Source organism: Flagellimonas spongiicola, from assembly GCF_023502425.1.
Lineage (GTDB): Bacteria > Bacteroidota > Bacteroidia > Flavobacteriales > Flavobacteriaceae > Flagellimonas > Flagellimonas spongiicola.
On sequence record NZ_JAMFMA010000005.1, the window covers coordinates 22,548 to 38,501 of the forward strand.

The window sequence follows — 15,954 nt, forward strand, 5'->3', positions numbered from 1 at the left end:
GTTTTTTAATCCAATTTCGTGCTGAATTAGTTGGTTTCCACCTAAAAAATCGGATTGTGATTTGGCTAAAATTATCTGGTTTTAACATTTAAATAAATAAAAAAGCAGCGACCGGTTGATATTTGGGCATTTTTAGGTAGGTATAGACGGTGAATTACTTGAATACGGAGTTAATGCCACCAATATTGGAATTTCAGCATTTTTTTATTGTTTAAAATTGATTGAAAATTGAGTTTGACAATGCTGATTTCAACTTTAGTTGTAGATGATGAAAGGGAGTCGAGAGGAAAAATCTGTAGGCTACTCCAACAAGTGCCTGCTATGGAATTACTAAAAGAATGCGGCACAGGTAGGGAAGCAATGGATTGCATTGAAAAATTGTTGCCAGATCTTGTTTTTCTGGACGTTAATTTGAAGGACATGAACGGTTTGGAAATGTGGGAACATATTCCAGAAGAGAAACAACCAATACTTGTAGTGGTTAGCGCACATCATATTTATGGCAGCAAAGCATTTGACAACCATGCGTTGGATTATCTGTTGAAACCCTATGATGTAGAACGTTTTTTGATGGCTACCAATAAGGTTTTGGTGGAACATACCAAACGCAAACAGCGTAAAATGGAAAATAGCTTAAAACAAGCTACCGGAAACATTACCAGACCTAATTCTTTGCTTGCAGACAACGACATACTTCCGCTAAAAACGGTCAACGGTCTTTTTTTTGTTAAACGTTCGCAAATATTGTATTTCATATCTTCACGTCAACATCACGTAATTGCGCACACAATGGAAGGAGATTTAAAATTTAGATCTACTTTGAGTGAATTGAGCAATAAATTGAATTATCACGGCTTCTTACGTATACATAGGTCAACTATCATCAATTTGGCTTTTGTAAAAGATGTGATCAATTCCAACTATGGAGAAATTGATGTACGGATGGTAAACGATAAATTACTACGCATTAGCAAAATCCATCGAACAGAATTTCTAATCCAAATGGGGCTAAACAAATGAATAAAAAGCTTTTTTTAATCCTCGTCGTTTTTTTCTTCTTCAGCAATTTGGTGAAAACAATCGCCAATGCACTAATGAAGTATTATGGGGTTTTTATGGTCAATGAATCTTGGGGTACGCTCATAAAAGACAGTTTTGTTGTAGAGATGGCTTTTAATTTATTGCTTATTGTCTCTCTTATGTTCATTTCCAATTGGATGTTCGCTAAATCCTATCGATGGTCAACCAGTATATTTGTGCACCTGTTTTTTTACCTCGTTACACTTTTACTGGTATATTGGTTTTACGACATCTATTTGGTAAGCATCAATGCGGAAAGAAGGCAAAACACGTTTGACTACCATATCATCAACATAGCAGCCTACATGGGCAGTCACTTTCTGCAATACTTTGCAACAGTATTTATCATTTATACCTATCACTACTTAAATAAGATTGCTGCTATTGAATTGAATCGAAGTAACCTCAGAGAACAATTGGTAAACGTAAAGGTAAATATCCTTAAATATAAATTACACCCTCATTTTTTCTTTAACACCTTGAATACCATTACCAATTTAATTGAAACCAACACACAATTAGCTCAAAAAACACTTGTGGATTTTAGCGGTCTTTTGCGTGACATACTCTATTTGAAAGACTCCAATCTCCTTACGATTGAAGAAGAATACACTATTCTGAAAAAATACTTGGATATTCTATCCGTACGGTTTTCCGATGATTTAGAAATCAATATAGATTTGGATAATAGCTTAAATAAAGCTTTGATTCCTAGTTTGATCTTACAACCAATAGTAGAAAACGCCATAAAGCATGGCTACTCCTTGGATCATCCTACGTTGCAATTAGATATCAAAATCGCGATTGAAAAAGATCAAATAAAATGCACCGTAGTCAACAACGGAAAACCTTTGTCAGGTACTCCAGTTACTTATGGCACAGGGTTACAAAATACCTTAGATCGCCTAACAACCTTGTATTACGACAATTTCACACTATCCATAAACAATATAAGTGGAAACAAAGGGGTAATTACAACAATTGGAGTTCCTTTAATTTACCAAGATACCCCAAATGCTAACGATTAACTTTTTACTAGTGTTTAGATATCAAATTTATTCTGGAAGTTCTTTTTGTAACTCTTGCTTACCTTAAATCGTTCATCATATTTCATGATGACTACAATATCCCCATAGGCAGTATATTCTAGCTGTCGGATATAATTTATGTTGATTATGGTGGAACGATGGATTCGAATAAACTGCGAATTTAGTTTTGACATCAATTTGGTAAGTGATTCCCGAAGCAGATACTTACGTTCAACAGTAAATATGTCAACATAATAACCTGAAGCGATAATATGCTTTATTTGATCTTGGTCTACAAGTTCAATAGTTGAGCCGTGCCTAATCGGGAGTTTTGTTTCATCCCTGGTTAACCTACTTTTTTCTTGACCATCAATGTATTGAAAAAATTCCGATAGCTTGTCTTCAAATGAAATGGATTTACGGGATTTCAATTCATTCAAAGCTCGTTCCACGGCCAAATCAAATCGTTCATTGTCAAAAGGTTTTAATAAATAATCAAAAGCAAAAAAATCAAAAGCCTTTATTGCATATTCATCAAAAGCTGTTGCAAAAATGACCAAGGGTGCTTTCTCAATATCAATTGCCTTCAAAACATCAAATCCAGTTAAATCCTTTAACTGAATATCCAGAAAAAGCAAATCGGGCTGTAAATTGTTTATGGCATCAATGGTTTGTCTGCCATTGGCGCATTCGTCCACGACCTTAATTGTACTGTGCTTTTCCAATAGTCGTAATATTCTGGAACGTGAATGCATTTCGTCATCTGCCACAATGGTATTTACAAGATCTTGATGCATAATTTCATAGGATGTAGGCGGAAAAGTAAGACATTATTTCTTGTCAAAAAAACAATGGAGTTTGAAGGAATCAATCCACATGTTTAGAAGACCAACCATTTTCAAAACATCAAGCAAGTGGTAAGATTCAATTATTTAGGTTTTTGGGACAACTTCCATGCAGTTCATATCATAATCACCATGACCGCTTTGCTATTTCTCTTTTTTTACTGCGCAATTGTAAAGGTAGGGCGGTGAGAGGCCTTACTTCATATGGCAATAACCATTAGGTTTTGTTCTCCATTTTGAAAGTACTTTGAATTAGCTATCAACGCGTCACTTCCGCCTGCCTTTCTCAGTTGCCTAACTCATTTTTTTAATAAAACTCAAACTTTATGAAAGTAAAAAAGCTAATCGGGGTAGCACTGTTGTGGATGGCCTGCATCTCTACCGTTGCCGCCCAAGAAAAAACGATTACTGGGACGGTTACCGACCAAGAAGGTCTAGAACTTCCCGGAGTTAACATCGTTGTGCAGGGTACCACTAATGGTACTCAAACAGATTTTGACGGTAACTATGCAATCAATGCGAGTGAAGGTCAAGTTCTTGTCTTTACCTATATAGGTCAAAGAACAACGGAGATTGCTGTTGGGGCTTCCAACACCATCAATATTCAGATGGAAGAAGATGCCCAAGCATTGGAAGAAGTTGTAGTAACGGCACTGGGTATTAAAAGAGAAAAGCAAGCACTGGGCTATGCCGTGACCGAAGTGGGTTCCGAAGATTTGGAACAACGTCCAGAAGGTGATGTTGCTCGTGTACTCCAAGGAAAAGCTTCTGGTGTTCAGATTACCCAGCAAAGTGGATTGTCTGGTTCAGGTACCAACATTGTTATCCGGGGCCAAACCACTTTTAGTGGAAGTAACCAAGCCTTGTTCATTGTAGATGGTGTACCATTTAGTACTGATACCAACTCACAGGGACGAAATGGGGATCGTAGTGATTTTATTGATGGAAACAATGGATCCAGTAGGTTTTTGGATTTGGATCCAAACAGTATTGAAAGTGTAAACGTTCTTAAGGGTCTAGCCGCAGCTACTTTATATGGTTCCCAAGGGCGTAACGGTGTAATATTGATCACCACAAAGGGTGGTACAGCAAACCAAGGCCCAAAGAAAACTGAAATCACTGTAAATTCTTCTTTATTCTTTAATGAAATTGCTTCGTTACCAGATTATCAAAATGAATATGGTAATGGATTTGACCAATCCTTCGGATGGTTCTTCAGTAACTGGGGGCCAAGTTTTAGAAGAGAAGGAGCTTCCGGTTGGGGAGCCCAAAATGCAATCGATGATAACGGAACCCTGGCACACCCATATTCCACATCAACAGCAGCCATTCAAGCGGCATTTCCAGAATTTCAAGGTGCTAGATACGAATGGAGACCTTATGACAGTGTAAAGAATTTCTTTAGAACTGGAACGGTTGCAAATACATCCATCAATGTTAGAGGAGGTTCGGATGATGGCAAAATAGGCTATAATATGAATTATGGTAATTTGAAGGATAATGGTTTCACACCAGGAAACAGTGTAAGTAGAAATACGCTGTCCGTTGGCGGAAGAGCCATACTTTCCAACAAATTCACAGTTAATGGAACCTTGAATTTCTCAAGAACCAAATTCCGTTCACCCCCTGTTGCTTTAAGTCAAGGTAACGGTGCAACAGGTACAGGTTCTTCAATCTTTGGAGACCTTTGGTTTACACCTCGTAGTATAGATATTCAAGGATTACCTTACCAAGATCCAATTACTGGAGGTAGTGTTTATTATCGTCAAAACAACTCTATTCAGCATCCATTGTGGACTATTGACAATGCGGGATCAGTTCAAGAAACAAATCGAGTTTTTGGTCAGGCTTCTGTGCAATACGAGTTAAATGACAATTTGAATATTATTTACCGTGCTGGTATTGATATTTACAACGAAGGAAACACAAGATTCCAAAACCGTGGTGGTGTAAACAGTAACAGTGGAGATGTTCGTTTAGCCAGTGGGGTGTATAGCACATGGAACAATGTTAGAACCATATGGGATCATAACTTGGTGATCAATGGTGATTATGATATCACTGAAAAAATCGGTTCCACATTCAATGTTGGAGCAACGACAAGACGTTCCATATTTGACCAAAATGGTGTTGCCAGTGATGGACAACAAGTATTTGGAGTGCTAAGACACTTTAATTTCTTGAACCAGAATGAAATCCAAACGTTCAATGAGCGAAACATTGTAGGGGTATATGCTCAAGCCGATTTTGATTATGACAATTTCGTTTATGTAACTCTTGCCGCTCGTAATGATTGGGTTTCCAATTTCTCAACAGATAATCGATCACAGTTTTATCCTAGTGCAAGTATTTCCTTTATCCCAACTGCTGCCATAGATGGGCTAAAATCACAAGACATCCTTAACTATCTTAAAATTAGAGGTGGAATAGGTGTTTCTGCAAACTTTGACGTGCTGGGTGTAAATTATCCGGTTTCCAATGTCCTAACCTTGGATACGCAAGATGCACAAGACGATTCTGGAAGGAACGTAGTAACCAATACAACAGGTATAACACTAGGTAATCCTAACCTAAAGCCAGAAACCTTGCAAGAAATCGAGCTCGGTATCGAATCTAGATGGTGGGATGGCAGAATCACAATGGATGCTTCACTTTATAAAAGGAAAACGAATGATTTGATAATCAATCGTCCATTAGATGCTTCAACTGGATTTACTAACACAGCCACCAATATTGGAGAAATTCAATCTAAAGGAATGGAATTGGATTTAGGAATCAACTGGTTTAGAGCTAAAGATTCCGGCGGATTTGATTGGACGACCAACTTGAACTTTACCACATACGAAACCACTGTGGAGGACCTTGGATTGGATACCGATCAGGTGATTTACTCTGGCTTCTCCAACCTTGGAAATGCTGCGATAGAAGGTGAAGCTCTAGGTGTATTATATGGTAATCGAATATTAAGAGATGACAATGGGGATTTTGTTGTTGGAGCGGACGGGAATTACGTGCAAGATCCAACCGATGGTATTATAGGAGATCCAAATCCAGATTGGGTAGCCAATGTTCGAAACACGATATCGTATAAGAATTTCACCTTAGGCTTCCAATGGAATTATACCGATGGTGGTGATGTCTATTCTTCAACAATTTCAACGCTATTGGGTAGAGGATTGATAACTGAAACCATTGATAGGGAAAACACCTTTATCCTTCCAGGGGTTGACAGCAATGGAAACGTTAACAACAGACAAATCAATAACTCAACTTATTTCTTTAGTAATCTTTTATTTGGCCCTCACGAACTACAGGTGTATGATGCCACTACAATTAGACTGCAAGAAGCTTCTTTGAGCTATTCACTACCAAAACAATTTTTGGATAAGACTCCATTCGGAAATCTAACCTTCACCGTATCTGGTACTAACTTGTATTTCAGGGCATTTAACACACCAAAGGGTGCAAACTTTGATCCAAATACTTCAGGAACAGGTGTAGGTAACGGTTTTGGATTTGACTTTTTGAATGGTCCAAGTTCAAGAAGATATGGTCTAAGCATAAAAGCTTCATTCTAAGAATATTAACTATGAATATAATGAGAAAAATAAATAAATATTTAACCGTTATTCTATCAGGAGCAGTGCTTGCTTTCACTGCCTGTGAGACTACGGAGCTAGATCTTACAGCAAATCCTAATGCACTCACGCCCGACCAGGCCGGTGTGGATTTCTATCTAAGTTCTATTCAAGAGGACTTTGTTCGACAATTTGAAGGAGATGCAGATTTTGATATCAATGACAACTGGACATCAGGCGGAAATACGAATGGTGATGGTTTCAATGAATTGGGAATGCAATTGACCCGTATACTTAATATGAATGGGCGTAATTACAATACCGTCTATCAAGGAAGTGATATGGATGATGAATGGTTCAACGCCTATCGAGGAATCTTGGCAGACATAAGAGCAATGATGCCCTTGGCTGAAGAAGCAGATTTAGTACATCATATCGGAATCGCACAATTCATTGAAGCCTATTTGATGATTAGCTTGGTTGACTTCTTTGGCGATGTACCCTATTCTGAAGCCATTCAAGGTGCTGAGCAAAACTTTAATCCTGCTTTGGATTCTGGAGCAAGTATTTACGATGCCATGCTTGTATTATTGGATGAGGCCATAGTAAATTTCAATGCAACAGCTACAGCTGAACCAACTGTGGATTTCTATTATGGAAATGATTATGACAAGTGGGTTAGAGCTGCCAATACTTTAAAGTTAAAGATATACTTACAGCGAAGATTGGTGGATACGAATGCAGCGGCTAGTTTTAATGCAATTATTGCTGGTGGCAATTATATTCAGGACACCGCCGATGATTTTGTATATAATTGGCCTGCTAGTAGCGCCACACAACCAGATGCCAGACATCCTAGATACGGATTGAACTACCAAGCAGCTGGTGCCAATGACTATATGTCCAACTGGCTGATGCGTTTAATGGATACTTCAGATGACCCAAGAACACGTTATTTCTTCTACCGCCAAACAGACGCGGTACCTGGTGCCGAAATAGCACCAAATGAAGAATTATTGAATTGTTCACTAGAAGCAGCTCCTCAACATTACATTGATGCAGGTTTTGGGGATAATTTCTGTTACCTACCGAATGGATTCTGGGGTCGGGATCATGGAGATGCAGATGGAGTTCCTCCAGATGGTTTATTAAGAACCACATTTGGCACTTATCCTGTTGGTGGTCGTTTTGATGACGATAGTTTTCAATCCATTGGTTTGAACTCTGGTGGCGAAGGAACGGGTATCACAAATTTATTGACCGCTTTCGGTGTTGACTTAATGAGAGCAGAAATGGCACTTGCTGCCGGAAATACCGGTGAAGCTAGAACCTTTATGTTAGCAGGATTGACTAAAAACATGGCTAAAGTTCAAGGGTTTTTAGCAGGAAGAGAAGCAGGTGCGGATGTATCTTTTGCACCTTCTGAAGGTGATGTAAACAGTTATATCACTCAGGTAGGAATCAATTTTGACGATGCAGATAGCGATGGTAAATGGGATGTTTTGGGAGAGCAATTTTTTATCGCTCATTTTGGTAATGGAGTGGATCCGTACAATTTTTATAGAAGAACAGGATTCCCTACTACTTTACAGCCCAATTTAGAGCCAGACCCTGGAACCTTTATTCGGTCCATGTACTATCCGGTGAATGCAGTGAACAACAATTCCAATATTTCACAAAAATCCAATCAATCGCAGCCCGTTTTTTGGGATACGAACGCGAGTGGACCTGTAGCAAACTAATACAAGAGCAATGAACAAAAATTTAGAATTCATGAAAAATTATAGGATATACGCCTTGCTCCTAATGGTGCTTTTAGGCATAGCTTGTGAAACGGATGATAAAGTCACAATAGATGTCCAAGAAACGGTTACAAGCGGGGCAATTTTAAGAACTTTGAGTTCTTCAGGAGAATTGGACATGTTCAATACGGCCAGTGCTTTGACCTTCAGCATCCAAGAGCAAGATGATCAAGGTGGGGCATTATTGGATCGTGTAGAAGTTACGGTAAGCTATGTGGATAACAATGGTACGCCAGATGAGTCTATCGTTAACGCAGCATTAGCTACGATTCCGGCAAGTGAGTTTGGAAGCACTGAAGGGTTACCAAGTTTTGATTATACGGTAACACTGGCAGAAATACTTTCTGCCGCAGGTGTAAATCTTAATCAAGTACTTCCTGGCGATCAATTCGTATTGGATATGGAGTTGTTCACAACAGATGGTAGATCATTCAAAAATGATGACACCACTGGTAATGTAAGTGGAGGGTCATTCTTCAGTTCACCATATCAATATACCTTCTCAACAGACGATGGAATCGAGTTTGAGGTAGACGATGTAAATGCGAACGAAGTCTCGTTAACAAATCCAAATTTTGATTATTCCGTTGAAATCACAATTAATGATGGTAACGACCAAGCATTGTTGGAGACATTGAATGTATATCGTGCATTTGTAGACAGAAGTATTGGTGATGGTGAAACCAGTAGATCTGAAGAAGAGGCGCTGTTTGCCACATTCACTATTGCCGACTTGGATATTGCTGAAGGAATTAGTTCCTTGGATTATGTGATTACATTGGATGACCTATATGGTCCAAATTTAACTTTTGACGATCTAGGAGTGAATGATGAATTCCAACTACGTTATGAAATTGTAACTGCAGACGGACGAATTGTAACCACAGATGAGAATGAAACGGAGTATTATAGAGCTGTATTCGTAACTGAATGCGTACAATTGAATGCCGATGCTCCTTATCCAGGAGAATATACCGTTAACTTCTTTGATAGCTATGGTGATGGTTGGGATGGTGCATTTTTCACCGTTAACATTGATGGAGTTGACATTGAAGACCTGACTTTGGAAGCAGGAGATAATGGCACGGCAAACTTCACAATTCCAGATGGAGCAACAACTTTTATGTTGACTTATACTTCCGGGAATTTTGAAAATGAACACACCTTTACAATCCTTGATCCAAACGGAAATACGTCTGCCAGTGGTGGGCCATTCATTCCTGTGGGTGAAGTAGTATTACAAGTATGTGAGTAGCAAGTTTTGAATAATGATGTCATGATGGGCCATCCTAATATAGGATGGCCCATTTTATTTGGTGGTGCCTACAGTGCTTCAACTGTTTTTACCTACTTTTAAAACTTGTTAATTCAAGATCCATGCGTACTGAAAATCTTGCTGGCATTCTCTTCGTACTACTATTTTCGATTTCGGCCTGCAAACAAAACACCACTAATAAACCCATCAAAACAAACCATCACCAAGCAGCTCTCATGTCCAAGAATATTAACCCGTCAAGCTTTAAATCAGAAATAGAAGGAGATTCAACTGACCTTTTTGTTCTAGAAAACAAGGCAGGAATCAAAATTTACTTTACAAATTATGGCCAGCGGATTGTTGCATTGCACACTCCTGATAAAAATGGCAATATGGAAGATATTGTTTTGGGGTGCAACACCCTAGAAGGATATGGTAAACCTGGCACCGGATATTTTGGAGCTACCATTGGACGTTATGCCAATAGAATTGCAGCAGGTAAATTCTCATTGGATGGTGTAACCTACACCTTGGCGCAAAACAACGGCACAAATAATCTGCATGGCGGAAATAAAGGTTTTGATTCCGTAGTTTGGGATGCGGACATGGTCAATGACCAAGAAATTCAGTTTTCAAGGACGTCTCCAGATGGAGAAGAGGGCTTTCCTGGAAACTTAACAGTTAAAGTTCGTTATGCACTAACGGATTCGAATGAGCTTCAAATCTTTTACGAAGCCACCACCGATAAAAAAACCATTGTTAATCTTACCCATCATTCCTTTTTTAATTTGAAGGGAGAAGGCAACGGAAACATTGAATCGCATTTAATTGAAATCAATGCGGACCATTATACCCCGGTTGATGAAAATTTGATCCCTACTGGCGCACTAAGTTCAGTAGTAGGAACACCAATGGATTTTAGGGTTCAAAAAAGTATAGGACAAGATATTAATGAAAACTTTAATCAACTTGATTTAGCGGGAGGTTACGATCACAATTATGTACTCAACTCCAATCCAACGAATACCGATAGCCTGACATTTGCAGCGCGGGTAATCGAACCAGAATCAGGCAGAACAATGGAAGTATACACTAACGAACCCGGTATTCAATTCTACAGTGGAAATTTTATGGATGGTAGCGTGCAAAGCAAAAATGGCAATGCCTATGTTAAACGAGGGGCATTTTGTTTGGAAACCCAGCATTTTCCCAATTCACCCAATCAGGATAGCTTCCCTTCTACAGTTCTTAATCCTGGAGAAAAATACACCTCTGTATGCGTCTATAAATTCGGTATTGTAGAGTGACCCATGGAAATGCTAAAGCGGTAGGACAGACTTCCCTTCCTTAACATCGGAAATTAAATCCAATATCGTCGTCTGCTCTAATCTTTTAATGAATTCAGAATTGGTATTGCCTACCAAATCATGTAGCGCGCATGGATTGTCGCTGTCACATTCCTTAATACTCAACATACAAGAACGAAGTCGTTGTTTCCCATCTATTACATCCACTATCTTGATCAATGGCAAATCAAAATTGGCCTCACTTAGGTAAAATCCACCTTTTGGTCCTCTGGAAGATGAAATCACATCCCTTTTGGACAACTCCTGTAATATTTTAGCCAAATAAGATTGTGGGACATTGATGCGGCTGTAAATGTCCTTTACCATCCATTTTTGATTATCGTTGGTATGAAGTGCCAAAAAAAGAACAGCCTTCATGGCATATTTTGCTGAATTGGAAAACATAACGCAATCTAAAAAAGAAATATAAAACTAAAAAGATATTTTTATCCTAAATCTGATTAATATCATATTTTAGGAATCTTAGTACACATACATTTGGTCACAAATTCAACACCTGTAATCAAATGACTATGTTCAAAAAAATCAGCTTTCTAATTCTTCTGGGAATCCTTATTTCCTGCGGTGGAAAAGAAGAAAAAAAACAAGATGGGTTTCAAGTCCAGAGACAAAAAACGACGGAAAAACCGAAAGAAACCACCAACTCCGACATCACCAAAGCTTCTGAGCGAATAGATCTGGAAAGCAAAGGAGTTGGACCAATTTCCACCATCAACCTCAACGATGTAATAAATGAAGATATGGCCGCGGAAGGAAAGGCCGTATATGATCAAATGTGCCTTGCTTGCCATAGGGTAGGCAAAAAATTTATTGGTCCTGCACCTAACGGTATTCTGGAACGACGTACACCAGAATGGGTAATGAACATGATACTTAATCCAGAAGGAATGGTTAAGGAAGACCCGCTTGCCAAAGACCTATTTATGGAATTCAATGGATCTCCCATGGCTAATCAAGGGCTTTCAGAAGAACAGGCCCGAGCCGTGCTTGAATACTTTAGAACCTTATAACAATACCTATGAAACATTCAACCAATAGTATTTTATTAATCGGTCTGCTCTTGATTTTTTCCGTTTTTATCGGATGCAAGAATGAGACCAAAACAACGAACATCAACGTTCCTGCTGCCGTTGAAAATGACACCAAAAAGCAAGGACAAGCTTTCTTAAAAGATGATGAGGCAACTCCCAATGTATTGGACATTGCAATTGGATCCAAAGACCATACCACTTTGGTTGCTGCTGTACAAGCTGCATCGTTGGAAAATGCCCTCGTTAATGCAGGGCCTTTAATGGTATTTGCACCTACTAACGAGGCTTTCAGTGCACTACCAGAAGGTACCGTGGAGCATTTGCTAAAGCCGGAAAACAAAGCAGCTCTAGCCAACATTCTACAATACCATGTTACACCAGGCAAATACTCCAAAGATTTCTTGAAAAAGTTTAAAAAACTAGGACAAGCGAACAATCAAAATGTATCGGTAGAAGTAAAAGGAGATGATGTTTTTATCGGAGGAGCCAAAATCATTGCAAGTGTACCAGCTGGAAATGGAATTGTCCATGTAGTTGACAAGGTAATACTACCTCCAGAAGAATAATACCTAATATTTAAAAACAAGTAAGATGAATAAATTTCGATTAGTAATGATTGCCACTTTAGTTGCAACCTTCCTCTTTGTAGGTTGCAACCAGCAAGGCAAGGATTCAAGTGGAGCATTGGCTTCAAGTGCTGCAGAGAAGGTATATGTTGCCCCCGGGGAGCATGATGATTTCTATGCATTTATTTCCGGAGGTTTCAGTGGCCAATTATCAGTCTATGGCCTACCTTCAGGAAGATTGTTCAAGGTAATCCCAGTGTTCTCACAAGATGCCGAAAAAGCTTGGGGTTACAATGAAGAGACCAAACCCATGTTGAACACTTCCCATGGATTTGTGCCTTGGGACGATTCGCATCACCCTGACATTTCCCAAACCAATGGTGAATTGGACGGTCGATTCGTTTTTATAAACGGGAACAATACCCCGCGTATCGCGAAAATTGACCTTAGCGTATTTGAAACTACGGAAATCATAGAGATTCCGAATAGCGCAGGTAATCACAGTTCTGCATTCGTTACCGAAAACACCGAATATGTTGTTGCCGGAACCCGTTTCTCAGTGCCTATACCACAAAGAGATATGCCTATCAACGAATACAAAGGGAATTTCCAGGGCTCGCTGTCCTTCATCAGTGTTGACCCAGAAGATGGTGGAATGGATCTATCATTTCAAATTCTAATGCCCGGTTTTGACTATGATTTGGCTCACCCAGGTCGTGGAGCGTCTCATGGATGGATGTTTTTTTCTACCTATAACTCGGAGGAATCCCATTCACTAATGGAGGTTAACGCCTCCCAAAATGACAAAGATTTTATCGCGGCGGTCAATTGGAAAAAAGCAGAGGAATATATCAATGAAGGTAAGTTCAAAACAATGCCGGCGAATTATGCACACAATGTGTATGATGAGGAAACACATACTGCAACTTCAACTATGAAAAAAGAAGTACGGGTATTGGATGCCTCGGAACTTCCTGGTTTGGTTTATTTACTACCTACACCTAAATCACCTCATGGATGCGATGTAAACCCAACTGGAGAATATATCGTTGGTAACGGAAAATTGTCGTCTGACCTTACCGTGCACTCTTTTGCTAAAATGATTGATGCCATTGAAAGTGAAAAATTCGATGGAGAAGCCTATGGAATTCCAATACTTAGTTTTGAGGATGTATTGGCAGGTACCGTTAAGCAAGCTGGCTTAGGTCCACTACATACAGAGTTTGACGGACAAGGAAACGGCTATACTACTTTTTTCATTTCGTCCGAAGTGGTTAAATGGAAAGTAGGTACCTGGGAAGTTGTTGATAGACAACCCTGCTACTATTCTGTAGGTCACTTAATGATTCCTGGAGGTAACTCACGTAAACCCTACGGAAAATATGTTGTAGCAATGAACAAGATTACCAAAGACCGTTATCTACCTACTGGCCCAGAGGTTACACAATCTGCCCAGCTTTACGATATCTCTGGTGAAAAAATGGAATTGCTCTTGGATTTCCCAACTGTTGGTGAACCACATTATGCGGCTGGTATTCCCGCTGATTTGATAAAGGAAAGATCTAAGAAGATTTACAGTTTGGAAGAAAACAAACATAAATATGCCACTACTTCAGACGCCAATGTGCGTGTAGAACGCAACGGAAATGAAGTGCATATATATATGACCATGATCCGTAGCCACTTCAACCCGGACAATATTGAAGGTATTAAGGTTGGGGATAAAGTTTACTTCCATGTCACCAATCTGGAACAGGATTATGATGTACCACATGGTGTAAGTATGATCGGTGCAAATACCTCGGAACTTCTCATTATGCCAGGGCAAACCGAAACCTTCGTTTGGGAGCCGAAACAAGTAGGTGTTTGGCCATTTTACTGTACAGATTTTTGCTCAGCACTTCATCAAGAAATGCAGGGTTATGTAAGGGTTTCACCCGCCAATTCAGACTTGGAACTAAGCTGGAGTTTGGGCGAAGATTAAACAGGATTAATGATGATTGGAATATAGCGGGAGGAAATCCTCCCGCTTATTCAACCACAAATTTGAAAAGATGAAGAAGAAGGCACGCATATTAATGTTCGCAGGGGCTTTATTGCCGTTGTTATTGTTTGTTTTTCCACTATGGAAAATTACATTGGAGGCTCCCCAATATCCAACACCATTGGGCATGTTCATTTATATCAATGATTTTGCAGATGCCAACCCCCATGATATAAAAAACATTAACCTAATGAACCACTATGTGGGAATGAAATACATTCCGGAAGCCATTCCAGAATTTAAAATATTTCCTGCTGGGATAATCATAACTACCATTTTAGGCCTCCTCATAGCTTGGAAAGCCAACTACAAATGGTATCTCTATTGGTTTATACTAATGATACTTCTGAGCAGTGCCGGGCTGTATGATTTCTATTTATGGGAACATGATTACGGCCATGATTTAGACCCAAAAGCAATCATGAAGTTCACGAATCCAGATGGATCAGTCATGGGATTTCAACCTCCCCTGTTCGGAACCAAGGACATATTGAATTTTACGGCCCACTCCTACCCTCAACTTGGTGCGTTTAGTCTTGGATTGGGCATGGCATGTTCTTTTGTTGGCTACTTACTGGTCCGAAAGGAAAACAAGAAACAATAAACTGTAAAAAATGAGCTTGAATAGGATTGGAAAATATGCGATTGTCACTTGCTTTTTAGTACTTACGGCTTGTTCACCTAGACCAAAGGAAATCGTTTATGGAACCGATGGTTGTCATTTTTGTAGGATGACCATAGTGGATGCACAACATGCAGCCCAATTGGTGACGAAAAAAGGCAAAGCCTATAAGTTCGATGCCATTGAGTGCATGATCAACCATCTAAAGGAAGTTGATACCAGTGAGGTAGCAGTTTTGGTATGCAATCATTATTCAAAACCCAAAGAACTTATTGACGCTACCCAAGCAACATTTTTGGTGAGTGAATCGATTCCCAGTCCTATGGGGGAGTTCCTTACGGCCTTCAAAGAACGCAAAGAAGCAGAAAACATCTTGAAAGATAATCCGGGTAACTTATATAATTGGCAACAAATAGTGGAAGTTCTAAATCATTGACAATGATGTACAAAATCAACAATTTAATACGTACTGAACCATTTGACGGGTTAACAATAAATAAGCTGGCCCATACCGAAGCATTGGAGGTATTGTTAATCAATATGGAAAAAGAAAGTTTGTTTCCTGAACACACTTCCCCAAAAGATGCTAACCTTTTGGTACTATCGGGCAATATCACATTCCATATAAACGGTAGCAGTTACGCTCTTGATAAAAGCCAGTTTTTCCAATTTCCAAAAGATGAAGTGCATTGGGTAAAAGCCAATTCAAATAGCCAATTTTTAATCATCAGATAAC

At 39.2% G+C, this 15,954-nt stretch carries 14 protein-coding genes; 12 read left to right on the forward strand and 2 right to left on the reverse strand.

Annotated elements, in window-relative coordinates:
• Positions 1-240: 240 nt before the first annotated feature.
• Complete coding sequence (locus tag M3P19_RS16350) at positions 241-1,020, forward strand: LytR/AlgR family response regulator transcription factor (protein ID WP_249658776.1); 780 nt, start codon at positions 241-243, stop codon at positions 1,018-1,020.
• Complete coding sequence (locus M3P19_RS16355) at positions 1,017-2,108, forward strand: sensor histidine kinase (protein ID WP_249658777.1); 1,092 nt, start codon at positions 1,017-1,019, stop codon at positions 2,106-2,108. Before M3P19_RS16350 ends, M3P19_RS16355 begins: the two co-directional genes overlap by 4 nt.
• Positions 2,109-2,122: 14 nt before the next feature.
• Here the strand turns inward: M3P19_RS16355 and M3P19_RS16360 are convergent, their stop codons facing one another.
• Positions 2,123-2,905, reverse strand: a complete 783-nt coding sequence (locus M3P19_RS16360) for a LytR/AlgR family response regulator transcription factor (RefSeq protein ID WP_249658778.1) — start codon at positions 2,903-2,905, stop codon at positions 2,123-2,125.
• 374 nt (positions 2,906-3,279) lie between these two features.
• Between M3P19_RS16360 and M3P19_RS16365 the strand changes: the two genes are divergently transcribed.
• The 4 genes from M3P19_RS16365 to M3P19_RS16380 all read left to right on the forward strand — a co-directional run bounded on the left by M3P19_RS16365 (position 3,280) and on the right by M3P19_RS16380 (position 10,895).
• The gene (locus M3P19_RS16365) at positions 3,280-6,531 is read left to right on the forward strand and encodes a SusC/RagA family TonB-linked outer membrane protein (RefSeq protein ID WP_249658779.1); all 3,252 of its coding nucleotides are present in this window, start codon (positions 3,280-3,282) and stop codon (positions 6,529-6,531) included.
• Between the two features lie 20 nt (positions 6,532-6,551).
• Positions 6,552-8,273: a SusD/RagB family nutrient-binding outer membrane lipoprotein gene (locus M3P19_RS16370; RefSeq protein WP_249658780.1), complete on the forward strand. Its 1,722-nt coding sequence runs from the start codon at positions 6,552-6,554 to the stop codon at positions 8,271-8,273.
• A 31-nt stretch (positions 8,274-8,304) separates the two neighbouring features.
• Positions 8,305-9,588, forward strand: a complete 1,284-nt coding sequence (locus tag M3P19_RS16375) for a hypothetical protein (protein WP_249658781.1) — start codon at positions 8,305-8,307, stop codon at positions 9,586-9,588.
• Positions 9,589-9,824: 236 nt separating this feature from the next.
• Complete coding sequence (locus tag M3P19_RS16380) at positions 9,825-10,895, forward strand: aldose epimerase family protein (RefSeq protein ID WP_249658782.1); 1,071 nt, start codon at positions 9,825-9,827, stop codon at positions 10,893-10,895.
• A gap of 12 nt (positions 10,896-10,907) precedes the next feature.
• Here the strand turns inward: M3P19_RS16380 and M3P19_RS16385 are convergent, their stop codons facing one another.
• Positions 10,908-11,339, reverse strand: coding sequence for an RrF2 family transcriptional regulator (locus M3P19_RS16385; RefSeq protein ID WP_283777970.1), 432 nt, complete (start codon positions 11,337-11,339; stop codon positions 10,908-10,910).
• Between the two features lie 122 nt (positions 11,340-11,461).
• Between M3P19_RS16385 and M3P19_RS16390 the strand changes: the two genes are divergently transcribed.
• The 6 genes from M3P19_RS16390 to M3P19_RS16415 all read left to right on the forward strand — a co-directional run bounded on the left by M3P19_RS16390 (position 11,462) and on the right by M3P19_RS16415 (position 15,953).
• Positions 11,462-11,965, forward strand: coding sequence for a c-type cytochrome (locus tag M3P19_RS16390; protein ID WP_249658784.1), 504 nt, complete (start codon positions 11,462-11,464; stop codon positions 11,963-11,965).
• An 8-nt stretch (positions 11,966-11,973) separates the two neighbouring features.
• Complete coding sequence (locus M3P19_RS16395) at positions 11,974-12,552, forward strand: fasciclin domain-containing protein (protein ID WP_249658785.1); 579 nt, start codon at positions 11,974-11,976, stop codon at positions 12,550-12,552.
• Positions 12,553-12,598: 46 nt separating this feature from the next.
• A complete protein-coding gene (nosZ, locus tag M3P19_RS16400; RefSeq protein ID WP_417953935.1) occupies positions 12,599-14,536 on the forward strand; it encodes a Sec-dependent nitrous-oxide reductase in 1,938 nt (645 codons plus the stop codon).
• 70 nt (positions 14,537-14,606) lie between these two features.
• Positions 14,607-15,200, forward strand: a complete 594-nt coding sequence (locus tag M3P19_RS16405; RefSeq protein WP_249658787.1) for a hypothetical protein — start codon at positions 14,607-14,609, stop codon at positions 15,198-15,200.
• A 10-nt stretch (positions 15,201-15,210) separates the two neighbouring features.
• The gene (locus M3P19_RS16410; protein ID WP_249658788.1) at positions 15,211-15,654 is read left to right on the forward strand and encodes a nitrous oxide reductase accessory protein NosL; all 444 of its coding nucleotides are present in this window, start codon (positions 15,211-15,213) and stop codon (positions 15,652-15,654) included.
• A 2-nt stretch (positions 15,655-15,656) separates the two neighbouring features.
• A complete protein-coding gene (locus M3P19_RS16415) occupies positions 15,657-15,953 on the forward strand; it encodes a cupin domain-containing protein (RefSeq protein ID WP_249658789.1) in 297 nt (98 codons plus the stop codon).
• The last annotated feature ends 1 nt before the right edge of the window (position 15,954 follow it).

Coding starts and splice junctions, on each gene's coding strand:
- M3P19_RS16350 (WP_249658776.1), top strand. CDS start 241: ATGCTGATTTCAACTTTAGTTGTAGATGATGAAAGGGAGTCGAGAGGA.
- M3P19_RS16355 (WP_249658777.1), top strand. CDS start 1,017: ATGAATAAAAAGCTTTTTTTAATCCTCGTCGTTTTTTTCTTCTTCAGC.
- M3P19_RS16360 (WP_249658778.1), bottom strand. CDS start 2,905: ATGCATCAAGATCTTGTAAATACCATTGTGGCAGATGACGAAATGCAT.
- M3P19_RS16365 (WP_249658779.1), top strand. CDS start 3,280: ATGAAAGTAAAAAAGCTAATCGGGGTAGCACTGTTGTGGATGGCCTGC.
- M3P19_RS16370 (WP_249658780.1), top strand. CDS start 6,552: ATGAGAAAAATAAATAAATATTTAACCGTTATTCTATCAGGAGCAGTG.
- M3P19_RS16375 (WP_249658781.1), top strand. CDS start 8,305: ATGAAAAATTATAGGATATACGCCTTGCTCCTAATGGTGCTTTTAGGC.
- M3P19_RS16380 (WP_249658782.1), top strand. CDS start 9,825: ATGTCCAAGAATATTAACCCGTCAAGCTTTAAATCAGAAATAGAAGGA.
- M3P19_RS16385 (WP_283777970.1), bottom strand. CDS start 11,339: ATGTTTTCCAATTCAGCAAAATATGCCATGAAGGCTGTTCTTTTTTTG.
- M3P19_RS16390 (WP_249658784.1), top strand. CDS start 11,462: ATGACTATGTTCAAAAAAATCAGCTTTCTAATTCTTCTGGGAATCCTT.
- M3P19_RS16395 (WP_249658785.1), top strand. CDS start 11,974: ATGAAACATTCAACCAATAGTATTTTATTAATCGGTCTGCTCTTGATT.
- nosZ (WP_417953935.1), top strand. CDS start 12,599: ATGATTGCCACTTTAGTTGCAACCTTCCTCTTTGTAGGTTGCAACCAG.
- M3P19_RS16405 (WP_249658787.1), top strand. CDS start 14,607: ATGAAGAAGAAGGCACGCATATTAATGTTCGCAGGGGCTTTATTGCCG.
- M3P19_RS16410 (WP_249658788.1), top strand. CDS start 15,211: ATGAGCTTGAATAGGATTGGAAAATATGCGATTGTCACTTGCTTTTTA.
- M3P19_RS16415 (WP_249658789.1), top strand. CDS start 15,657: ATGATGTACAAAATCAACAATTTAATACGTACTGAACCATTTGACGGG.